Origin of the sequence: Asticcacaulis aquaticus, assembly GCF_028550415.1 — a bacterium.
In the GTDB taxonomy this organism is placed as follows: Bacteria; Pseudomonadota; Alphaproteobacteria; order Caulobacterales; family Caulobacteraceae; genus Asticcacaulis; species Asticcacaulis aquaticus.
The window spans coordinates 197783-217736 of the sequence record NZ_JAQQKX010000002.1; the positions used below are offsets into that span (position 1 = coordinate 197783).

The window sequence follows — 19954 nt, forward strand, 5'->3', positions numbered from 1 at the left end:
TATCGCGGCCTCAAGGTTCGCGATTTTTTAGGGGGATATGCCGATGCCGAATACATCAGGAGCGCCGGGGACTACCCCGACCCTCGAAGGGGACACTCACATGGCCAGCAACGCCTTATCCATTCCCAATCCTTCGGCCCTGTCGCCCGATGGCGGCCTGAACCGTTACCTGTCGGAAATCCGTAAGTTCCCGATGCTGGCCAAGGACGAAGAGTTCATGCTGGCCAAACGCTGGTCCGAACACGAAGACCCCAAGGCCGCGCATAAGCTGGTCACTTCGCACCTGCGCCTCGTGGCCAAGATTGCCATGGGTTACCGCGGCTACGGCCTGCCGATCGGCGAAGTGATTTCCGAGGGCAATGTCGGCCTGATGCAGGCGGTCAAGAAGTTCGACCCCGACAAGGGCTTCCGTCTGGCCACCTACGCCATGTGGTGGATCAAGGCTTCGATCCAGGAATATGTTCTGCGCTCGTGGTCGCTGGTCAAGATGGGCACCACCGCCGCGCAGAAGAAGCTGTTCTTCAACCTGCGCAAGGTGAAGTCCGAAATCTCGGCCCTCGAAGAGGGCGACCTGCGCCACGAACACGTCGAACAGATTGCCACCAAGCTGGGCGTGACCGAGGACGAGGTCATCAGCATGAACCGCCGCATGTCGGCGGGCGATTCGTCGCTCAATGCCCCGCTGCGTGCCGCCGAAGGCGATTCGGAATGGCAGGACTGGCTGGTCGACGACAATACGCCGTCGCAGGAAAGCGTGCTGGCCGATTCGGAAGAATACAGCCTGCGCATGAGCCTGCTCGAAGAGGCCATGGGTGAACTGAACGATCGCGAAAAGGAAATCCTCAAGGCCCGCCGTTTGCAGGAAAATCCGACCACGCTCGAAGAACTGGCCGATCGTTTTGGCGTGTCGCGCGAACGCGTCCGTCAGATTGAGGTCCGCGCCTTCGAGAAGTTGCAAAAAGCGATGATGGCCTCAGCTCAGGCTTAAAGTTGAGATGAAAATCAAAGCCCCCGGAGCAATCCGGGGGCTTTTTTTATTTCTTCGCTGGCAAGCTCTTCTCGGTATAATCGAACAAACCATTGGGTTTGAGCCATACAACCCCTTGCGCATCGAGCACCATATCGAAGCGGCGGATGACGCCGATCCCGATCCAGCCGCCGTGGGGGCCCGCGTCCGTATCCGGATTGGCCGCCGGATCGACCATGGTCACCGGTGCCGGGTCGATGCGAAACGCCCCGATCTCCAGCGGACTGAGGCCGCCGAACCGCGCCTTGGCGACGGCCTCACCATTGCGCACCGACCGCTCTTCGGGCTTCACCGCCGCATCCCAGAAAGCGTGGGCCTTGACCGTCTGCGCCGGCAGATAGGCGCCATAGGCCACGCTGGTATCGTAAATGAGGGACATGTCCTTGCCCGCGACCCGCGACGGCACGGCCAGGCGGCCGGATGCGTCGCGCGTCATTGCCGTTTTCTCATAACCGGTCGTATCGGGCGTCGCCCCCACGAACAGGGTCATGTATCGGTGCTCGAAATTCAGCGCGCACGGCATAGACGTCAGGAAATCCGCACCGAGCATGATGGCGGCTTTCGGCACCTTCGCCGTCTTGAGCACCAGCCCCGGCCGCTTCGTACCGGCAAAATCGATGATCGAGCCATCGTAACCGCCCGCGACCTTTTTGAGGCCCAGAGCCGAGGCCGTCTCCTCGCCGACGGTACTGACGCCCTGCCCGGTTTTCAGGAAGGCCAATACCGGCTTGTCACCGACCTGCCCCCGGAAAATCAGGCGGCGATCCTCACCCAACTGGAAGGGGATGACCGGCTTTTCCGGCGTCGAGGTTGGCACGGCATCGGACACAACAACTTTTTCGGGCGGGGCCAGAGCCGCCATCTGCCCGCTCGACTTGACCAGCATCGTGCGCTCCGGCGTCACCGCCAGCACAAAACCGCTCAGGAACGGCGACCCTAGCAAACCCTGATAGGGGGCATCCTTGGCATGACCGGCCCGATCGTTCGGATCGCCCAGCACGACGGCCATGCGCGGCACCCAGATACCGCCGACCTGAATGTCCTTCACCTCGACCGTGCGCGACTTGAGCGTCTTGCCATTGACGCCGACGACGCTGCTCTCATTCAGCACCGGATACTTGTCCCACAGCTTGTTATCGCGGACGTAATCCCCATGAACGAACAGGGGCGAAGCTGCGCCCGTATCGAGCAGGCACGACAGGGCATGGCCCGCGAAGCCGATATCGACGATCACCGAATCGGAAAAGCCGCGGATATTGGTGCGGAAATAGCTTTTCAGCGGCGCAAACCCCTCCAGCGGCATGGCGCTGTTCAGGTAATAACGGATTTCCCGCGCCTGATAGTCGAGCTGACACGGCAGACGCAGCAGCAAATCGGCCGCCAGCAAGCCGTCGAAACCGAATTTCTCGATGCCTTCCGACGCGTAGATTTCCCACTCGCGCATCTTCAGCGCCGAACCGATGATGACTTCGGGAACGACGTAACGCGTCACGCGTTCTGATCCCTTGACGCTGCGGGCCATGGCGTCGCCGCCGGGCACCAGGCCAAGCTCCGAACCCAGCGATCGCCGCATGACCGTCATGCTGGCACCGGTATCGAGCATGAACCGGTACGGCCCCTTGCCGTTCAGCATGACCTGAATGACCGGCTTGTAGTCCTTCGACAGCTCGAACGGCACCCTGAGCACCTTGCCCTGGGCAAAGGCATTCCCGGCCAGCAGCCCGACGGCGGACGCACCGATACAGATATCGCGACGTGTTATCATGATTTCCCCCTGTTTATTTGAAGGGTTATCATGCCGCCGACGCAACTGTCACGCGTATATTTATGAAAACATTCAGGCCGCGCTGGGCGGCTTGCGGTCCTCGATCTTCATGAACTTGACCAGACTGTAGATCGCCGGCCGGATCGCTTCGAGATTGGGGACGTCCATGCGAAGCTGTGTCAGCACGACCTTCACATCTTCGCGGAACGACTGGCTGGCGATGGTCTTGCACGCCGGAACCAGCACTTCCAGCTGCGCATACATGGCGCGGCGGGCCTGCGCCGGATCGCTGGCATACTGTTCGTACGACGCCTTGAGGATGCGTACACCCTGCTCGATCTGCGCCAGTTTTTCGTCCCCCAGATCGGCAGCGCGCTTGCGCGGGCCGGTATAGTCGCCGGAGTTGAAACGGCGGCGGTCGGGACCGACATAACCCACGGCCTCGATCCACGGACGCGCTTTCAGCGACACGTGTTCGACGCGCTTTTGCAGGTCGCCCCAGGTGAAGGGCTTGCGCATGAATTCGTCGGCGCCGCAGTCGCGCACCTCGTTGAGCAGGCTGAGCGTCGCCTCGGTCGCGATGACGATCACCGGCGCCTTGCGGCAGGCGGCGTTCGACCGGCGCAGCTTCTTTACCAGATTGAGACTTTCGCATTCTTGCGGCTGATGGGCGCAGACGATCAGGCTGAAATTGTCGCCGACGACCTTGTCCTCGGCTTCGCGCGCATCCTTATAGAGCGTGATATGCTCGGCACCCAGCATCCGCAGCATGTCGGCCAGCATCCGCGCATAGTTGGGGTTCGTCTCCAGCAGCATAACCTGCTTGAGCGTCCGTTTCAGCTTTTGCGCTGTGGCTGGGTTTTGCCCGTACACACCTTACCTCGTTGAATTTCGAGGAAACCTTAGCAGACAGGCGTAAACAGGCGATTTACAACATATTATTTATCCCCTCTCCCTGAGGGAGAGGGGGGACAAAGACTTTAGTCTTTGGCCGGGTGAGGGGGAAAGGGTTGAACCGCGCGCGCGGATAGGCAGTTCCCCCTCACCCCGGCCCTCTCCCTCAGGGAGAGGGGGAAGTAAGCTTAGTCCTGAAACGGATCGCGCATGAGGATCGTGTCCTCGCGCTCCGGGCTCGTCGACAACAACGCCACCGGCGCGCCGATCAGTTCCTCGATACGGCGGACGTATTTTACGGCATTGCCCGGCAGGTCTTTCCACGAGCGCGCGCCCTGGGTCGATTCCGACCAGCCTTCCAGTTCTTCATAAACCGGCTCGATCCCGGCCTGCGCCTTGAACCCGGCGGGCAGGTAATCCAGCACCTTGTCGCCGACCTTGTAACCGACGCAGATCTTAAGCGTTTCGATACCGTCCAGCACGTCGAGCTTGGTCAGGGCCACGCCGTCGATACCGTTGATAGCGATCGACTGACGCGCCAGAACCGCATCGAGCCAGCCGCAACGACGGGCACGACCGGTGACCGTGCCGAACTCATGCCCGACACGCGAAATACGCTCGCCGATCTCGTCGAACAGCTCGGTCGGGAACGGACCCGAACCGACGCGCGTCGTATAGGCCTTCAAAATCCCCAGCACATAGCCCGCCGAGCGAGGCCCCATGCCCGACCCGGCGGCGGCCTGACCGGCAACCGTGTTGGACGAGGTGACGAACGGATAGGTACCGTGATCGATGTCGAGCAGCGCGCCCTGCGCCCCTTCGAACAGGATGCGCTTGCCTTCCGACTTGGCCTTGTCGAGCACGTACCAGACGGGCTTGGCAAAGGCGAGCAGACGCGGCGCAATCTCTTTCAACGAAGCCACCAGCGCAGCGGTATCGACTTCGGCCAGGCCCAGCCCCTTGCGCAGGGCGTTGTGGTGAGCCAGCAAGCGCTCGATCTTGGCATCCAGCGCTTCGAAATCTTCGAGGTCGGCAACACGGATGGCGCGGCGACCGACCTTGTCTTCGTAGGCCGGACCGATGCCGCGACCGGTGGTGCCGATCTTGCCGGCACCGGCGGCGGCTTCGCGCGCGGTGTCCAGTTCGCGGTGGATCGGCAGGATCAGGCAGGCATTGTCAGCCAGAACCAACAGGTCGGAGGTGATCTTCAGGCCCAGCGCCTCGACGCGGCCGATTTCATCGAACAGTGCCCACGGATCGACAACGACGCCGTTACCGATGACCGACAGCTTGCCCTGCACGACGCCCGATGGCAGCAGAGACAACTTATAGACCTTGCCGTCGACGACCAGGGTGTGACCGGCATTGTGGCCGCCCTGAAACCGCACCACCACGTCGGCACGATTGGACAGCCAGTCCACCAGCTTACCCTTACCTTCGTCGCCCCACTGGGCGCCTACAACGGTCACATTGGCCAAGACTATATTCTCCGCAAGACGAAACGCCTCTCCCGCAAATTGGGAGGGGTTCGGACATAAAAAATTCAGGCGGTTGCAGCCTATAGACTTAAAGAACCGCGTTGATAAGCCTTAAAAAGGCGTGACACCCAATTAAATCAGGAGGGCACTTTTTAGATTGGCAAAAAAAATCATACCTCCCCGCGCAAGCGCAGGGAGGTATAATCAGGCTATAACACCCTCAACCTTCAACGCCTCGACCGCTGCCGCATAGGCCCATTCCAGCCACGGCAGCAGCGCCTCGATATCGTCCGCCTCGACCGTGCAGCCGCACCACAGACGCAGGCCCGGCGGCGCAGCGCGATAGCCCGTCACGTCAAAGGCCACGCCCTCAAGTTCCAGCAGGCTGCCGACCTTGGCCGCCAGTTTTGCCTGCACATCGGCAGGCTGGGCGCGAATCGCCGGATCGATGAACTTCAGACAGACCGAGGTCGTTGAGCGCGTCTCCGGCACTTCGGCGACGAAATCGACCCATTCGGTCTGCTCGATCCAGTCGAACAGCACCTGCGCATTGCGTTCGCAGCGCCCGATCAGACCGTCGAGCCCGCCTTCGCGCTGCCCCCAGCGCAGGGCGTCGAGATAGTCCTCGATGACCAGAAACGAGAAGGTGTTGATGGCGTCGCCACCCATGATCGCCGGATCGGCAGCGTCTTTTTTCTTGAGGCGCAGCACCTTGGGGATCGGACGGCCCGAATCGAACGTATTCAGCCGCTCGATGGCCTTGGGCGACAGGACCAAGACGCCGATACCGGCCTCTCCACCCAGCGCCTTCTGGAACGAGAAGGTCGTCACATCGAGTTTGTCCCACGGCAGATCCATACAAAATGCCGCCGAGGTCGCATCACAAAGCACAAGCCCCTGATGACCATCTAGGAAATCGGCGTTCGGCACCTTGACACCCGAGGTCGTACCATTCCACGGAAAGACCAAATCGGCAGTTGGATCAATCTGCGTCAGGTCCGGCAACTGCCCGTAGGGCGCGCTGAGGACTTCGCAGTCGAGCTTGAGGTGTTGGGTGGCATCATCGGCCCACAACTGGCCGAAATTTTCGAAGGCCAGAAGCTGCACCTTGCGCGGCCCCAGCAGGTTCCACATGGCCGCTTCGAACGCACCGGTGTCGGAACCCGGCATCATGAACACCTTATAGTCCGCCGGGATGCCCAGAATTTCGCGCGTCATGTCGAGCGCCTGCCGGATACGGCCCACCGTGACCTTGGAACGGTTCGAACGACCCACCGGCGCGCCGGACAGAGCCTGCGGCGTCCAGCCGGGACGCTTGGCCGTCGGGCCCGAAGAGAACCACGGACGTTCAGGGGTGGTGGCTGGTTTGGCGCTCATCAACAAGCTCGCTTTCTCAGAGTAATGCCTCCGGTCAGCCCGGCTGACCGGCAAGCGCGACTGCGCGCCCGAGCTTATGCGAGGAGCCTCGCGGCGCTTGAGCGGAAACTGCGCGCCTTTTGCGACCAAACCTGTCGGAGAGCAAGGAAAAACATGAACTGAGAATGAACCGCACCGTTCAGGTTCGGTTCGAGTCGGGCGGTTTATAAAGGTCTCAACGCTGATCAACAGCGCTAACACACAGACCTAAAGGAGCCATACCATGCACACCAAGTTCAAGATGTTCGCCATCGCCGCCATTGCCACCGTTTCGGCTTCGGCCCTCTCCGTCCCCGCCCTGGCCGCCGGTCAGTACGACCGTGGCGACCGCTGGGACCGCCGCGAAGATGTCCGCGACCGTCGCGACAACCACGTCGACGCCCGTATCGACCGCCTCGAAGATCGTCTGGATCAGGGCCGCCGTTCGGGCCGCCTGACCCGCGCCGAGTTCGTCCGCCTCAACAGCGAACTGAACGGCATCGACAACCTGTCGCGTCAGTACGAGCGTTCGGGCCGCGGCATCGACAGCCGTGAAATGGCCAATCTCGACTACCGCCTCGACCGCTTCGAAACCAAGCTGCGCTGGGAGCGTAACGACCGCGACTACGGCATGCGCCGCTAACCCCTTCAGGTTGGGTGGTCCTGATCAAACGCCCCTCCAGAAGGTCAGAAAGGATGCGCTCTCCTACTCTCTCCCATCCCCGGGAGGGCGCATCCGACCTTACGACTTAAAGCTCTTCGATTTTTCAATTGCAATGATAGGCACGCCACGTTTTTGAAGTAATTTTTTGTAACTATATATCTCAAATCGGTCTATAAAAACACTAAACAATATAATTGAAGTAAATAAAATTATTGCCTCATAAACGGATACATTGAAATTAAAATCAAATAAATCAAAAAATATAAATCCAAGTGTGATAAAAATTGCTGCTGCAAAAATGTTTCTTATTAGAATCGAAAAATAAAACAGTGAAAAGAAATTTGAAAATTTAAAACTTACATCAGGATAATGGTAATTATTTTTAATCAGATTATGAATAACGACAATCAGAAGGCCAATGGCTCCCAAAAAACTGGGCAGCTCATAATCAAATCCATCAATTTTACCTTTAAAAACAATAGCAAACAGAATTGCACCGCCAACAAGCTTAGCTGCAAACGAAATTAAATTATCGCCCTTTAAATTCATCGCCCCCCCTTTCCAACTGACACTATGTGCGAGCTTAACCGAGCTTACAATACCCAGTTATGCCGCAGCGGACCATGCCCGTGCCCCAGATTAGGGGCCATCAAAATCGCCCCCAGAACATAGTCGCGCGCCATACCGACGCTTTCGCTCAGAGGGCGTTCCGTCGTAATCAGGGTCGCGCAGGCGCTGGCCAGAGTGCACCCCGTCCCGTGCGTATGCCGGGTTTCGACGCGCTTGGCGCTGTAGCGTTCGCCACCGTCCGGCGTCATCAGCCAGTCGACTACCTCATCGCCATCGATATGCCCGCCCTTCATCAGCACAGCCTTTGCGCCGAGTTCGAGCAAAGCCTCGCCGGCCTTGCGCTGAGACGCTTCATCGACGACCTCGATCCCGGTCAGCACCGCGGCTTCCGGCGCATTGGGCGTCAAGAGCCCCGCGCGCGGGATCAGCACCGACCGGATCGCCGAAATCGCTTCAGACGGCAGCAGCGGGTGCCCGCCCTTGGCCACCATCACCGGATCGACCACCACAAAGGCGTCGGGCGCTTCGTCGATCAGCGCCGCCACGGTCTCGACCACCTGAATCGTCCCCAGCATCCCCGTCTTGATCGCATCGGCGCCGATATCGCTGAGGCAGGCGCGGCCCTGCGCCGTGATGATAGCCTCCGGCACCGGCATGACATCGGTGACCCCCAACGTATTCTGAACCGTCAGGGCCGTGATCGCCGTCATGCCGTAACCGCCCAGGCACGTCACGGCTTTCAGGTCGGCCTGAATCCCCGCCCCGCCCGAAGGGTCCGAACCCGCGATGATCAGCACACGACGCATAGGTCACTCCTCAAACTGAATTGACTTTCATTAGTCACGACGGCTCGCTAAGGAAAGACGCAAATGGAGGCCTTTGCCATGAGCCGTGCGATTTCCGACTACGACAGCGCCTTACCGACCGGACTTTATCAGCATTACAAGGGCAAGACCTATGTGGTCTATGGCTCGGTAACCCACTCGGAAACCGAAGAGGTGCTGGTACTATACGCCCCCGTCGATCAGCCCTCTGGTGCCCGTTTATGGGTGCGTCCGCTGGCTATGTTCTGCGAATCCGTGGAAACTGAGGACGGACCGGTGCCCCGGTTTTTGAAGATATAAACTGATATCCCCTCGCCCCTATGGGGAGAGGGAATGATCGACATGCCCCGTAAGAAAACACCGCCCTCCCGCTGGAACGAACTTGAACCCGACGCCTTTGGCGAGACGGGCGATCCGCTGGTGCGCGTCATGCTGGGCAAGTTGGTCATCATCCGCCTGAACCAGATCGATGCCCGCGACGAACTGATCAGCTCGGAAATCATCGCCGGACGCGTCGTCCGCGCCAACCGCGCCGAAGGGTTCGTTTTGTCATTGGTCGGCCAGCGCAAAGGCGAGGAATTTTTCCTGCCGCTGGTCCCGCAGGCCTTCAAGCTGATCGATCCGGGCGACTACGGCCTAAGCTGCGGCACGCCGATCCGCGACCCGGATTTTCAGGCTGCCTTCGACATCTATGCAAATTCTAATTAGAAGCGTGACGCCAGGAAGGCGGCATCATAACCACCGGCCTTAGCCAGAGCCGCGACAATCAGCCCCAGCACGGCAAAACCGATGACCGGCAAAACAATCGACACAATATGATCGCCGACGGATTTGGCGGGCTTTTTAATCACCGCCGTTGCCGGTTTGACGGCGCTTTCGCTTGTCCACTCATAGGCCGGGACATCAAGTTCGACCGGGCCAGCCGTCACGGCGGCTACCGGCGCAGGCTCTGCCCCCAATTCTGGCACAACGGGCGCTTCAACGGCGGTATGCGAGAACTTCAGATTGCGCTTGGGCCGTTCAGCCAGAACGGTTTTCTCGAACTGAGGTTTTTTCGTCAGCACCCGCTTCATCAGATAATCCCGTATCCGCCCCACCTGAGCGCCGTTTCCGCAGCGCACCACAAAGGTTAACACGAGGCGGACGGCGTCTGTAAATAGGCTTAATCGCGGGGTTTCGTTTTTTTAAGACGAAACTATCGGAGTGTTACATTTCAAAGACATATCACTCGCCTGTCAGGTGAGTGCCTGCCACAGACGCAGAGCCTGCTTCATCGCCGCGACATCGTGGACGCGCAGCATCCGCGCCCCGTTCTGTGCGGCATAAAGATGCACGGCCATCGTCCCGCCGATCCGCTGAGTGGCATCGGACGCTGTGTCGCCCTCGCGCTCTTCCAGCGCCGCGATGAAACGCTTGCGCGACGCGGCCATCAGCAGCGGAAAGCCGTGCGACGCCAGACGCTCCGTCGCGCGGATCAGGGCGAGGTTGTGGTTTAGCGTCTTACCGAAACCGATACCGGGATCGAGCCAGATTTTCTCCCGCGCGATACCTGCCGCCATGGCCGCCTCGGCGCGGTCGAGCAGGTAGGCTTCGACCTCGGCCACCACGTCGTCGTAGTGCGGCGCGGCCTGCATGGTGCGCGGCTCGCCCTGCATGTGCATCAGGATAACGTCGGCGTTCAGTTCCGCAGCGGTAGTGAGGCTTTCCGGCGCATGGGTTAGGGCCGTCACATCGTTCCAGATCGTCGCCCCCGCTTTGAACGCCGCGCGCGCGACGTCGGGCTTGAGCGTGTCGATGCTGATCGGCCCGGGCCATTCGGCGCGAATGGCCTCGATCAAAGGCACCACCCTAGAAATCTCATCTTCGACCGACACCGGTGCGGCTCCGGGCCGGGTCGATTCCCCGCCGATATCGAGCACATCAGCCCCTTCGACGATCAACTGGCGCGCATGGCTCAACGGATCATAGGCCCCGCCGTCGGAAAACGAATCCGGCGTGGCGTTGATGATGCCCATGATGAGGGGGGCAAGGTTAGGGAGAATAGATAACATATTGCCGCCCTTCCCTTCTCCCTGAGGGAGAAGGTGGCCGATAGGCCGGATGAGGGGGAAATGGTAGAAACCGAGCCTTAATAGGCAGCTCCCCCTCACCCCAACCCTCTCCCTCAAGGGAGAGGGGGTTATTTTTTACCGATGCGCTTGATTTCCCAATGCAGATCGATGCCGAACTTGTCTTTCACCTCGGCGCGAACCGTGTCACCCAGACCTTCGAGGTCGGCCGCCGTCGCATCCTCGGCATTGATCATGAAGTTGGAATGCAGGTCCGAGAACTTGGCGCCGCCGAACAACTTGCCGCGCCAGCCCGCCTCGTCGACCAGCTTCCACGCCGAGTGACCTTCGGGGTTCTTGAACGTCGAGCCGCCGGTCTTTTCGCGGATCGGCTGGGTCGTTTCGCGGCGCGCGGTAATCGCTTCCATACGCTCGGTCACGGCCTCGACGCTGTCCGCACTCAATTCATAGGCAGCACCCAGTACGATTAGAGGGCTATGTTGCAAAATCGAATGTCTGTAGGCGAACTCAAGCTCAGCATTCGACATAATAAAGGCTTTTCCGGAGCGGTCCATGACACGTGCAGATAGCAGCACGTCTTTGGTTTCTCCGCCGTAACAGCCCGCATTCATCGTCACCGCCCCGCCAACCGTTCCGGGGATACCTGCATAGAACTCCAGCCCTGCAAGACCCGCTTTTGCGGCTGCCCTTGCTACCTGAGCATCTAGTGCCGCAGCACCCGCTGTAAGCCCCCACTCATCCGTTACAATCTGCGCGAAATTACGCCCCAGACGTACGACCACTCCGTCCAGCCCGCCGTCGCGGACCAGCAGGTTCGAGCCCACGCCGATCGGCGTCACCGGGATGGCCGGGTCGATTGTTTGCAGAAACGCCGCCAGATCGGCCTCGTCTTCGGGCAGGAAAATGACGTCCGCCGGACCGCCGACGCGGAACCAGGTGAACGGCGCCAGTTCGGCGTTCTTCACGATCTTGCCGCGCACGGCGGGGAGGCTATCGATCCAGTTTTCAGGCAAGCTCAGGGTAAACGCTCCTGCAAATTCACAAAACCCTCCGCGCGCTCATCAAGCTGCGTCGGTTCTTCCAGCGCGCCGTCGCACAGCGTGAGCGACGGCCATTTCGATTCGATACCGTGGTGCTGATCGAATGACACCGCGTTCGGATCATCGAGCGACCCCAGCGTCACATTGCACCACGTGCCCTTATTATAGGCGAAACTCAGCGGCGTCCCGCAGTCCCGGCAATAGCCCCGCGTCGCGACCGTCGAGGACGCATAAAAAGCGGGCTCGCCCTTCGTCCAGGCAAACTGATCCTTGTGCGCGCCGCTGAACGCCCCGAAGACGTTGCCGACCGCGCGCTGACACATGCGGCAGTGGCAGAAGCTGGCCGCGCCGGGCGCTACGGTAAAACCGTAACGCACCGCGCCGCACTGGCATCCGCCCTCGGCCACATAGCGGCTCACCCCGCAAGGCCTTCAAGCTGCGCCGGCAGGGCATAGGCCCACTGCGTGATGTCGCCCGCGCCGAGCAGGACCACGATATCGCCGGATTTCGCTTCCGCCGCGACGATACCGGCCAGCGCCGCCGGGCTTTCCAGCGCTACGGCGTTACGGTGACCAAAGCGGTGCAGGGCCTCGACCAGATCCTGCTTCGAGACGCCGTCGATCGGCTGTTCGCCCGCCGAATAGACATCGGCGACGATGACCATGTCGGCGTCGTGGAAGCAGGTCGAAAACTCGGTCATCAGGTCGCGCAGACGCGTATAACGGTGCGGCTGAACGACGGAGATAACGCGGCCGGAGCTGACCTGACGCGCCGCCTTGAGCACGGCGGCGATCTCGACCGGGTGGTGGCCATAGTCGTCGATGACGCGGATGCCGTTGACGACGCCCGTGGTGGTGAAGCGGCGCTTGACACCGCCGAAGCCTTCGAGGCCCTTGCGCACATCGGCTTCCGACACACCCAGCTCGCGGGCGATGGCGATGGCTGCGGTGGCGTTCGAGACGTTGTGGTTGCCGGTCATCGGCAGCTTCAGACCCGCCCAGGTGAAGGGTTCGACACCCGTGGGAGAGAAGACCACGTCGAAGGTCGCGCCTTCCGGGCCGAAGTCGATATTGGTACAGCGGACCTCCGCCTGCGGCGAGACGCCGTACGGGATCAGGCGGCGGTTTTCGACCTTGGCCGTCAGGGCCAGAACTTCCGGGTGATCGACGCAGACCGCAGCGAAACCGTAGAAGGGGATGTTCTCGACGAAATCGACAAAGCCCTTTTTGACGGCTTCGAAGTCGCCCCAGTGATCGAGGTGTTCGGCGTCGATATTGGTGACGATGGCCAGAGTCGATTTCAGGCGCAGGAACGAGCCGTCGGATTCGTCGGCCTCGACCACGATCCAGTCGCCGTCGCCGACCTTGGCATTGGTGCCGTAGGCGTTGATGATGCCGCCATTGACCACTGTCGGATCAAGCCCGCCCGCATCGAGCAGGGCCGCGACCATCGAGGTCGTCGTCGTCTTACCGTGCGTGCCGCCAACCGCGATGGAAAACTGCAGGCGCATCAGTTCCGCCAGCATCTCGGCGCGGCGCACCAGCGGGATACGGCGCGACCGCGCGGCGACCATTTCCGGATTGTCTTGCTTCACCGCCGTCGAATAGACCAGCGCCGACACGTCGTCGGTGACGTGGGCAGCTTCATGGCCGATGAAGATGGTCGCGCCCAGCTTTTGCAGGCGCTCGGTATTGCTTGATGCCTTGGCATCGGAGCCCTGGACCTTATAGCCGATCTTGATCATGATTTCGGCGATGCCGCTCATGCCGATGCCGCCGATACCGACGAAATGCACGGGACCGAGATCGAAGGGCGTCGGGCGAAGCTTGGAAGGCGAAATCATGCGGGAATCTTCGTAAATCACAGAGGGATATTTGCTTTAATCCATCCGATTCCACCTGTCACGGAGGATTTTGAGCTCGCCGCATAATCGGAATATTTGCGATCAGATCGGATTTGATGCTACTATGTGCACATTCACAGGAGCATCGCTATGGCCAAGTTTTCCATTTCCATGACCGACCGCATGGCCGCTACCGTTCAGGCCCGCGTCGAGGCTGGTGACTACAACAATGTCAGCGAATATTTCCGCGACTTGATCCGTCGCGACGCTGAAAAGCGCGAAGCCGAAGACCGGTTACGCGTCATCTTCGACGAAGCCGAAGCCAGTGGCGTGAGCGACAAGAGCTTCGACGAAATCTGGGACGAAGCCGAAGCAAACTATCTGAAACAGCAGGACGTCAAGCGCCATGCCTGAGTTCAGCCTCAGCGCTCAAGCGGGCCGCGATCTGATCGACATTTCACGATATACGTTCGAAACCTTCGGCCTGCCGCAGGCACGCATCTATCGACAGGAACTCTATGAGACCTTTGCCTCGATCGCACAGCACCCACTGATGGGCGCATCCTGCGACCACATACGTCCCGGCTTTCGCCGTCTGATGCACGGCTCGCATACGATCTATTACAAAGGCTTGCGTGGCGGCATCCGGATCATGCGCATCCTGCATCAATCGCAGGACCCGATGAAACACCTCTAACCCTTACCGACCTCGCCTGCGACCTGAGCCTCGGCGCCGTGATCGCCCAGCACCTCGCCGATATAGAACTTCATCACCAGCGTGTGCAGCACGACCGTCAGCGGTGTGGCAAACAGCACCCCCAACGGCCCCAGCAACGCGCCGAAGCCCAGAACCGCAAACAGGGTAATCACCGTCGGGATCGAGGCCACGTGTTTCTGCACCATCGGCGTGATGACGTTCGATTCAAGCTGAGACACACCGATATAGATCACCAGAGCGGCGATGAAGGTTGTGGAGCTTTCTGACGCCGCCAGAAGCAGGCCCGGACCGGCCGAGACCACCGGCCCGACGATCGGCACGAACTGCGCCAGACCGGACATCAGCCCCAAGGCTCCCGCCGAGGGCACCCCGGCCAGAGTCAGTCCCAGCGCCGTCAAAGACCCCACCAGCACCATCGAGAACAATTGCCCCAGCAGCCACAGACGCAAAGCCTTGCCGCTGAGGTTCAAGCCTTCGCGCACCCGCTCCTTCTGCGATTTGGGGAACAGGCGCACGATCCCGTCACGATAGCTGAGCGGCTGCATGGCAATGAAGATACCGGCGACGATCACCACCACCAGATTGGCAATCGACGAGGCGATTTCCCCGGCAATCTTGGGCACCAGCGACAGGACGCCGGACGCCTTCTGGCCCAGTTGATTGACCTGATCGAGGATCATCGCCCCGATGTCCGAGGCGCGAAGCTGCGTCTGAATGCGCTCCCAGGCGACCGGCAACTGCTCTGACAGAGTGTTGGTTTGCAGGACGATCTCGCGTCCGAAGAAGAACCCGGCGGCGACAATCAGCAGGATCAGAATGACCAATCCCAGCAGGACGGCCCAGCTTTCCTTGAATTTCAGATACTTGATGAAGGGCTCCGCCGTCGCGCGCAGCACGGTTGCCACGACGATGGCGCCGAACACCAGCAGCCACAGGCTGATCAGCTTGACCGCCAGCAGGCTCAGGGCGATGACCATGAGCAGGAACAGCGTCTTTTGCAGGAATGCGGTGTCGATCTTGTCGCGTTTGAAGAACATGGCGGCCCCCGTAATCAAATCAATCTAATCCGATTTGAGGGCAGCACCATCAGGAATCAATGTTGTAAAGTTATTCCTGCGCCTTTTTCTTTATCGTGCGCTCGACCAGATCGGCCAGAAGCTCCGCCGCGTCCGGACGCGCGACCGATTTGGCCGCGTCCGAGCGCTTTTTAAGCCCCGCCCCGCCCTCTTCGATCAGGCCGCGAATAGCGTCGGACAGGCTTTGTGCCGTTACGTCGTCCTCGCGCAGGACGACCGCGGCACCGGCTTCTTTCAGCACGGCGGCATTGTGGGTCTGGTGATCGTCGGCAGCGATCTTGAGTGGGATCAGGATCGACGGCTTGCCCGCCACGGCCAGTTCCGAACAGGTCGAAGCACCTGACCGCCCTATAACAATATGGGCGCGCCCCAACCGTTCAGCCATATTATCGAAGAACGGCGCGACTTCGGCGTCGATTTCGGCATCGGCATAGGTTTGGGTGGCGAATTCGATCTGCTCGGCGCGGGTTTGCTGCTCGACCTTGAGCAGGATGCGCAAGCTGACCGGCAATAAAGCCAGCGCCTGAGGCACGGTTTCGGACAGGATTTTCGCCCCCTGCGAGCCGCCGGTGATCAGCAGGCGAATCTCCCTATCGACCGCCGGGTAAGGCGCGTCGTACAAAGCTCGGATATCGGGGCGTACCGGATTGCCGACCACCTGTACCTGACCTTCCAGCGATGACGGGGCCATTTTCAGCACCGGGAACGCACAGGCCACCGCATCGACCTTGGCGCAGACCTGACGGTTCGAGCGCCCCAGCACCGAATTCTGCTCGTGCAGCAGGGTGACATCCTTGCGCCCCAACGCTGCCATCAGCGCCGGATAGGACGGATAGCCGCCGAAGCCGATCACCGCCCACGGCTTGAGGCGTTTGAAGGCCTTGGTCGCCTGTCGCGTACCGGCAAAGATTTTCAGCGCCGCCCTGGCCATGCCGACGACATCGCCCTTTTTGAAGGTCGCGGCCTCCAGCGACAAACGCTCGATGGCCGGGAATTTCTCGGCATAGGCCGCCCCACGCGCGTCCGACGCCAGCACCACCTGCCAGCCGCGTTTGATCAGTTCCCGCGCCAGAGCCTCGGCCGGGAACATGTGCCCGCCGGTGCCCCCTGCGGCGACGACGGCCAGCGGCGTTTCCGAGCGAGGTTTGAGTTTTTTAGTTTTGGCCATGAAGGTCTCGCATTCTTCCCCTCTCCCTGAGGGAGAGGGTGGCCTTTAGGCCGGGTGAGGGGGGAATGGTAAAACCGCGCTCGTAATTAGCAGTTCCCCCTCACCCCAGCCCTCTCCCTCAGGGAGAGGGGGAATTTGATACTTACCACTTCGTATGATCGTCCGGTTCGACTTCCGCCGGGCGTTTGCGCGTCAGGGCCAGAATCAACCCCATGCATAGCCCCATGGCCAGCAGCGACGACCCGCCGTAGGAGATGAACGGCAGGGTCATGCCCTTGGGCGGAATGACCTGCAAATTGACGCTGACATTGATCAGCACCTGCATCCCCAGCATGATGTAGAGACCCGACGTCGCGATCTGACGAAAGGTGTCCGGCATAGCCATGGCTTTCCACAGGCCGCGAATGACGACGAAGGCGAAGATCGAAATCAGCAGCAGCGACAGCCAAAGGCCGTATTCTTCCGCCGCCACCGAATAGATGAAGTCGGTGTGCATGTCGGGGATCAGGCGCTTCATAGTACCTTCGCCGACACCGGTTCCGGTCAGGCCGCCATGCGCAATCGCCGCCGCCGCGCGTTCGACCTGAAAGCGGTCGCCGGCAGGATCGATGAAGTCTTTAATACGATCGCGAAAGTGCGGAAGGATGAAATAGAGGCTGACCAGACCGGCGGCACCGGCTCCTGACAGCCCGACGATCCACCGTGTCGGCACCCCCGATATATAGAAGCAGGCCCCAAACGCGATGGTGATCAGGATCGACTGCCCCACATCGGGCTGGATCAGCAGCAGCGCGATACACAGGCCGTAGAGGCAAAAGGCGATCGTCACCCCCGGAACGCCCTTGCCCTTTTGCCCTTCGGCGAACATCCACGAGACCAGAACGATCAGGGCGGGTTTGATAAATTCCGACGGCTGAAGGCTGAAGAAGCCGAGGTCGAGCCAGCGTCGCCCCCCTTTGGACGTATGGCCGATCAGCGGCAGCAACGCCATGACGGTGATTGCGCCACCGTAGATGGCGACCGAGGCCCGGCGCACCCCCTTGAGCGAGAACATCGAAATGGCCAGCATCAAGCCGACCGAGGCGGCGGCAAACAGCAGGTGGCGCTGGGTGAAATAGAACTCGTTGGCAATGCCGATCTTGGGCGCAGCCACCGGCGACGACGAGAAGGAGAAGACCAGCCCCGCCAGAATGAGCAGCAGCACAAAGGCAAGCGTCAGTTTATCGACCGTCCACCACCACATCGCCAGCGGCGAACGGTCGGTACGCGTGAACGGATGGGCAAAGCCGGTAGCCATAAGCAAGCCACTTTCACAAAAACACGGGCACAAAGGCACGGGGCACAGATTTACAGGAGATGCGCCAGTGACGCCAGGCGCGAGAATCGCCGCAACACGGTTAATATGACGTTAAATCCGAGCGATCCAGACACTCGACACACAGGTTTTCGGCCTTATACTGCACCCCGGTCAAGGGGGGACCGGCCATGCGCATACTCATACTCTTTATGGCTATCGGCTTGTCGTTAATCGCTCCGGCAGCCGGGCATGCCGATGTGGCCAAATGGGACAGCCGGACCCTGTGCAGCGCCAGCTACGCCCAATGGGCGTGGAGCAATCCCAATCCGGACGAGGACATCCAACCGTCAACAACTGGCACAAAAGGGGTCTATACGAATATTCTGGCCTGCACGGTCGGCGACCATCATGTCCGCATCAACTGGCGCACGAAACCCAATCCCCTCTACCGCTGCGGGGCTACCGAAAACGGGATACTGAGCGCCTGGGTCGATGGCGTAAAGGTGGTGGATAAGGCCGCCTATGGCGATTATCAGGCCTGTCAGGGCGGCGACGCCAGAACGCTGGTCAAGCTCATTATCAACAAACAGCTTAACCTGACCCTGTGTGTCGGCGATCCGTTCGATAGCGATGTGAAGCCCGACTGCACCCTCACGCCGCTTATTCTGAACAAAAAGCCGCGTGAAGCGGTGTATGCGGCACCGCTAAAACCGACACCGCCCGCCCTGATCCTGCGCACCCGTCGAAATTCGGTCTGCGATGCGCTGACGACCGATCTGAACCGGCAGACGAAAGACCCGATTGCCGCCAGCGCCCTTGCCGGACCGCCCTCCAATTTCGGCAAGGACATCGATCTTTTCGAGCTCGATACGCCGATTGACAGGACGTTTAGCGCCGATATCGACAATGACGGCACGGCTGATCGCCTGCGGCTGCATTTCGAGCCGACGAAGCGAAATATCCCCGGTGTTTTTTCATGGCAAAGTGCCGCGCGGGGCCGGGACACCGTTATCGACGGCCGCGCGCTCGGCGACAAAACCCCCGACACCGAACTGATCGACGACCTGCGCTTCGTGAAGCTGAACGGACGCACCTATCTCTATCGCCTGACGCTCGGCCGGACCAATGGCTTCGTCGGCATAGAGACCGGTGAGGTCGAAGCCTATTTCGCGACCCTGGCCGATCTGGCGGCGGTCGAAACGCGGCAACTTTACGAACTCAGCCCCGATGGAAAGATCAGGCCGCTCTGCGGCTGGTCGCCGCGTCAACGCCCGGAAGAGTATCTGTAAAACATATCTGCGAAGACTCCGCTTGCACGGATAAATCTTTTCCTGTATCAGCCCCACCTTCCTACGGACTCGCCGGGCCAATGACATGCCTTGGCGGGTTTTCACCCCTTCCAAGAGGGCGGCCCTAACCCGGCCGTACAGCAAATGTCAAAACTGAAGACCAAATCGGGCGCCAAGAAGCGTTTCCGTTTCACGGCCTCGGGCAAGGTAAAGGCCGGCGTCGCCGGTAAGCGTCACCGCCTGATCTCGCACAACAGCAAGTATATCCGTCAGAACCGCGGTACGTCGGTCATGTCGGCGGCTGATACCGTGAAGATCAAATCCTACATGCCCTACGCCTAAGACGGAGACATTTGAACAATGGCACGCGTTAAAAGAGGCGTAACTTCCCACGCCAAGCACAAAAAAGTTCTGAAGCAGGCAAAAGGCTTTTACGGCCGCCGCAAGAACACCATCCGTACCGCCAAGGCGGCCGTCGATAAAGCCGGCCAATACGCCTACCGCGACCGCCGCGTCAACAAGCGCAACTTCCGCGCTCTGTGGATTCAGCGTATCAACGCGGCGGCCCGTCTGGAAGGCTTCACCTACTCGCAGTTCATCCACGGTCTGGCTCTGGCCGGCATCGAACTGGACCGCAAGTCGCTCTCGAACATCGCGATGGACGACGCCGTGGCCTTCAAGGCCATTGCCGATCAGGTCCGCGCCGCGCTCGACGCTGCTCCGGTCGCCGCTTAATCTGTTAAGCTGCTGAACGATTAAAACCCCGCGCTGGCAACGGCGCGGGGTTTTTCGTTTATCTCTCTTCCCTAACGCATAGCGGAGATAGAAAACGCTTCA

The 19954-nt window shown here is 60.4% G+C and carries 23 protein-coding genes; 9 read left to right on the forward strand and 14 right to left on the reverse strand.

What is annotated here, in order from left to right:
- The first annotated feature begins 100 nt into the window (after window positions 1-100).
- Window positions 101-988, forward strand: coding sequence for an RNA polymerase sigma factor RpoH (rpoH, locus tag PQU92_RS04045; protein WP_438263801.1), 888 nt, complete (start codon window positions 101-103; stop codon window positions 986-988).
- A gap of 46 nt (window positions 989-1034) precedes the next feature.
- On the opposite strand, the gene PQU92_RS04050 is transcribed toward rpoH, so the two are convergent.
- From PQU92_RS04050 to PQU92_RS04065, 4 genes are all read right to left on the reverse strand, one after another.
- Window positions 1035-2792, reverse strand: coding sequence for an aspartyl protease family protein (locus tag PQU92_RS04050; RefSeq protein ID WP_272746923.1), 1758 nt, complete (start codon window positions 2790-2792; stop codon window positions 1035-1037).
- Window positions 2793-2864: 72 nt separating this feature from the next.
- Window positions 2865-3665, reverse strand: a complete 801-nt coding sequence (locus PQU92_RS04055) for a response regulator (RefSeq protein ID WP_272746924.1) — start codon at window positions 3663-3665, stop codon at window positions 2865-2867.
- Window positions 3666-3874: 209 nt separating this feature from the next.
- Window positions 3875-5164, reverse strand: coding sequence for an adenylosuccinate synthase (locus tag PQU92_RS04060; RefSeq protein ID WP_272746925.1), 1290 nt, complete (start codon window positions 5162-5164; stop codon window positions 3875-3877).
- 204 nt (window positions 5165-5368) lie between these two features.
- A complete protein-coding gene (locus tag PQU92_RS04065; protein WP_272746926.1) occupies window positions 5369-6541 on the reverse strand; it encodes a phosphoserine transaminase in 1173 nt (390 codons plus the stop codon).
- Window positions 6542-6803: 262 nt separating this feature from the next.
- On the opposite strand from PQU92_RS04065, the gene PQU92_RS04070 reads away from it, so the two are divergent.
- The gene (locus PQU92_RS04070) at window positions 6804-7202 is read left to right on the forward strand and encodes a hypothetical protein (RefSeq protein WP_272746927.1); all 399 of its coding nucleotides are present in this window, start codon (window positions 6804-6806) and stop codon (window positions 7200-7202) included.
- Window positions 7203-7301: 99 nt separating this feature from the next.
- On the opposite strand, the gene PQU92_RS04075 is transcribed toward PQU92_RS04070, so the two are convergent.
- Together PQU92_RS04075 and thiD are read right to left on the reverse strand one after the other, a co-directional pair.
- A complete protein-coding gene (locus PQU92_RS04075; protein ID WP_272746928.1) occupies window positions 7302-7772 on the reverse strand; it encodes a hypothetical protein in 471 nt (156 codons plus the stop codon).
- A 44-nt stretch (window positions 7773-7816) separates the two neighbouring features.
- Complete coding sequence (thiD, locus tag PQU92_RS04080; protein WP_272746929.1) at window positions 7817-8599, reverse strand: bifunctional hydroxymethylpyrimidine kinase/phosphomethylpyrimidine kinase; 783 nt, start codon at window positions 8597-8599, stop codon at window positions 7817-7819.
- Window positions 8600-8677: 78 nt separating this feature from the next.
- Between thiD and PQU92_RS04085 the strand changes: the two genes are divergently transcribed.
- Together PQU92_RS04085 and PQU92_RS04090 are read left to right on the forward strand one after the other, a co-directional pair.
- The gene (locus tag PQU92_RS04085; protein ID WP_272746930.1) at window positions 8678-8917 is read left to right on the forward strand and encodes a DUF1653 domain-containing protein; all 240 of its coding nucleotides are present in this window, start codon (window positions 8678-8680) and stop codon (window positions 8915-8917) included.
- Between the two features lie 42 nt (window positions 8918-8959).
- Window positions 8960-9325, forward strand: coding sequence for a hypothetical protein (locus PQU92_RS04090; protein WP_272746931.1), 366 nt, complete (start codon window positions 8960-8962; stop codon window positions 9323-9325).
- On the opposite strand, the gene PQU92_RS04095 is transcribed toward PQU92_RS04090, so the two are convergent.
- From PQU92_RS04095 to murC, 5 genes are all read right to left on the reverse strand, one after another.
- The gene (locus tag PQU92_RS04095; protein ID WP_272746932.1) at window positions 9322-9690 is read right to left on the reverse strand and encodes a hypothetical protein; all 369 of its coding nucleotides are present in this window, start codon (window positions 9688-9690) and stop codon (window positions 9322-9324) included. The two genes, PQU92_RS04090 and PQU92_RS04095, sit on opposite strands and share 4 nt — an antisense overlap.
- Window positions 9691-9852: 162 nt before the next feature.
- Window positions 9853-10668, reverse strand: coding sequence for a dihydropteroate synthase (gene folP / locus PQU92_RS04100; RefSeq protein WP_272746933.1), 816 nt, complete (start codon window positions 10666-10668; stop codon window positions 9853-9855).
- Between the two features lie 128 nt (window positions 10669-10796).
- The gene (gene murB / locus PQU92_RS04105; RefSeq protein ID WP_438263802.1) at window positions 10797-11699 is read right to left on the reverse strand and encodes a UDP-N-acetylmuramate dehydrogenase; all 903 of its coding nucleotides are present in this window, start codon (window positions 11697-11699) and stop codon (window positions 10797-10799) included.
- A 2-nt stretch (window positions 11700-11701) separates the two neighbouring features.
- Window positions 11702-12145, reverse strand: a complete 444-nt coding sequence (locus PQU92_RS04110) for a GFA family protein (protein WP_272746934.1) — start codon at window positions 12143-12145, stop codon at window positions 11702-11704.
- Window positions 12142-13569, reverse strand: coding sequence for a UDP-N-acetylmuramate--L-alanine ligase (gene murC, locus PQU92_RS04115; RefSeq protein ID WP_272746935.1), 1428 nt, complete (start codon window positions 13567-13569; stop codon window positions 12142-12144). The genes PQU92_RS04110 and murC overlap by 4 nt, the downstream gene beginning before the upstream one ends.
- Window positions 13570-13719: 150 nt before the next feature.
- Here murC and PQU92_RS04120 point away from each other — a divergent pair, with 150 nt between their 5' ends.
- A complete protein-coding gene (locus PQU92_RS04120) occupies window positions 13720-13983 on the forward strand; it encodes a ribbon-helix-helix domain-containing protein (RefSeq protein ID WP_023462012.1) in 264 nt (87 codons plus the stop codon).
- Entirely contained in the window at window positions 13976-14266 is a 291-nt protein-coding gene (locus PQU92_RS04125) for a type II toxin-antitoxin system RelE/ParE family toxin (protein ID WP_272746936.1), read from the forward strand. Before PQU92_RS04120 ends, PQU92_RS04125 begins: the two co-directional genes overlap by 8 nt.
- Here the strand turns inward: PQU92_RS04125 and PQU92_RS04130 are convergent.
- From PQU92_RS04130 to PQU92_RS04140, 3 genes are all read right to left on the reverse strand, one after another.
- Window positions 14263-15324: an AI-2E family transporter gene (locus tag PQU92_RS04130; RefSeq protein WP_272746937.1), complete on the reverse strand. Its 1062-nt coding sequence runs from the start codon at window positions 15322-15324 to the stop codon at window positions 14263-14265. The two genes, PQU92_RS04125 and PQU92_RS04130, sit on opposite strands and share 4 nt — an antisense overlap.
- A 70-nt stretch (window positions 15325-15394) precedes the next feature.
- On the reverse strand, window positions 15395-16531 hold the full coding sequence (gene murG / locus PQU92_RS04135) for an undecaprenyldiphospho-muramoylpentapeptide beta-N-acetylglucosaminyltransferase (protein WP_272746938.1): 1137 nt from the start codon (window positions 16529-16531) through the stop codon (window positions 15395-15397).
- Between the two features lie 142 nt (window positions 16532-16673).
- Window positions 16674-17828: an FtsW/RodA/SpoVE family cell cycle protein gene (locus PQU92_RS04140; RefSeq protein WP_272746939.1), complete on the reverse strand. Its 1155-nt coding sequence runs from the start codon at window positions 17826-17828 to the stop codon at window positions 16674-16676.
- Window positions 17829-18016: 188 nt separating this feature from the next.
- Between PQU92_RS04140 and PQU92_RS04145 the strand changes: the two genes are divergently transcribed.
- The 3 genes from PQU92_RS04145 to rplT all read left to right on the forward strand — a co-directional run bounded on the left by PQU92_RS04145 (window position 18017) and on the right by rplT (window position 19852).
- Entirely contained in the window at window positions 18017-19117 is a 1101-nt protein-coding gene (locus PQU92_RS04145; protein WP_272746940.1) for a hypothetical protein, read from the forward strand.
- Window positions 19118-19261: 144 nt separating this feature from the next.
- Window positions 19262-19459 carry a 50S ribosomal protein L35 gene (gene rpmI, locus PQU92_RS04150; protein WP_023462006.1) on the forward strand — a complete coding sequence of 66 codons (198 nt, stop codon included), beginning with the start codon at window positions 19262-19264 and terminating at the stop codon, window positions 19457-19459.
- Window positions 19460-19477: 18 nt separating this feature from the next.
- Entirely contained in the window at window positions 19478-19852 is a 375-nt protein-coding gene (gene rplT, locus PQU92_RS04155) for a 50S ribosomal protein L20 (RefSeq protein WP_272746941.1), read from the forward strand.
- Window positions 19853-19954: the final 102 nt, after the last annotated feature.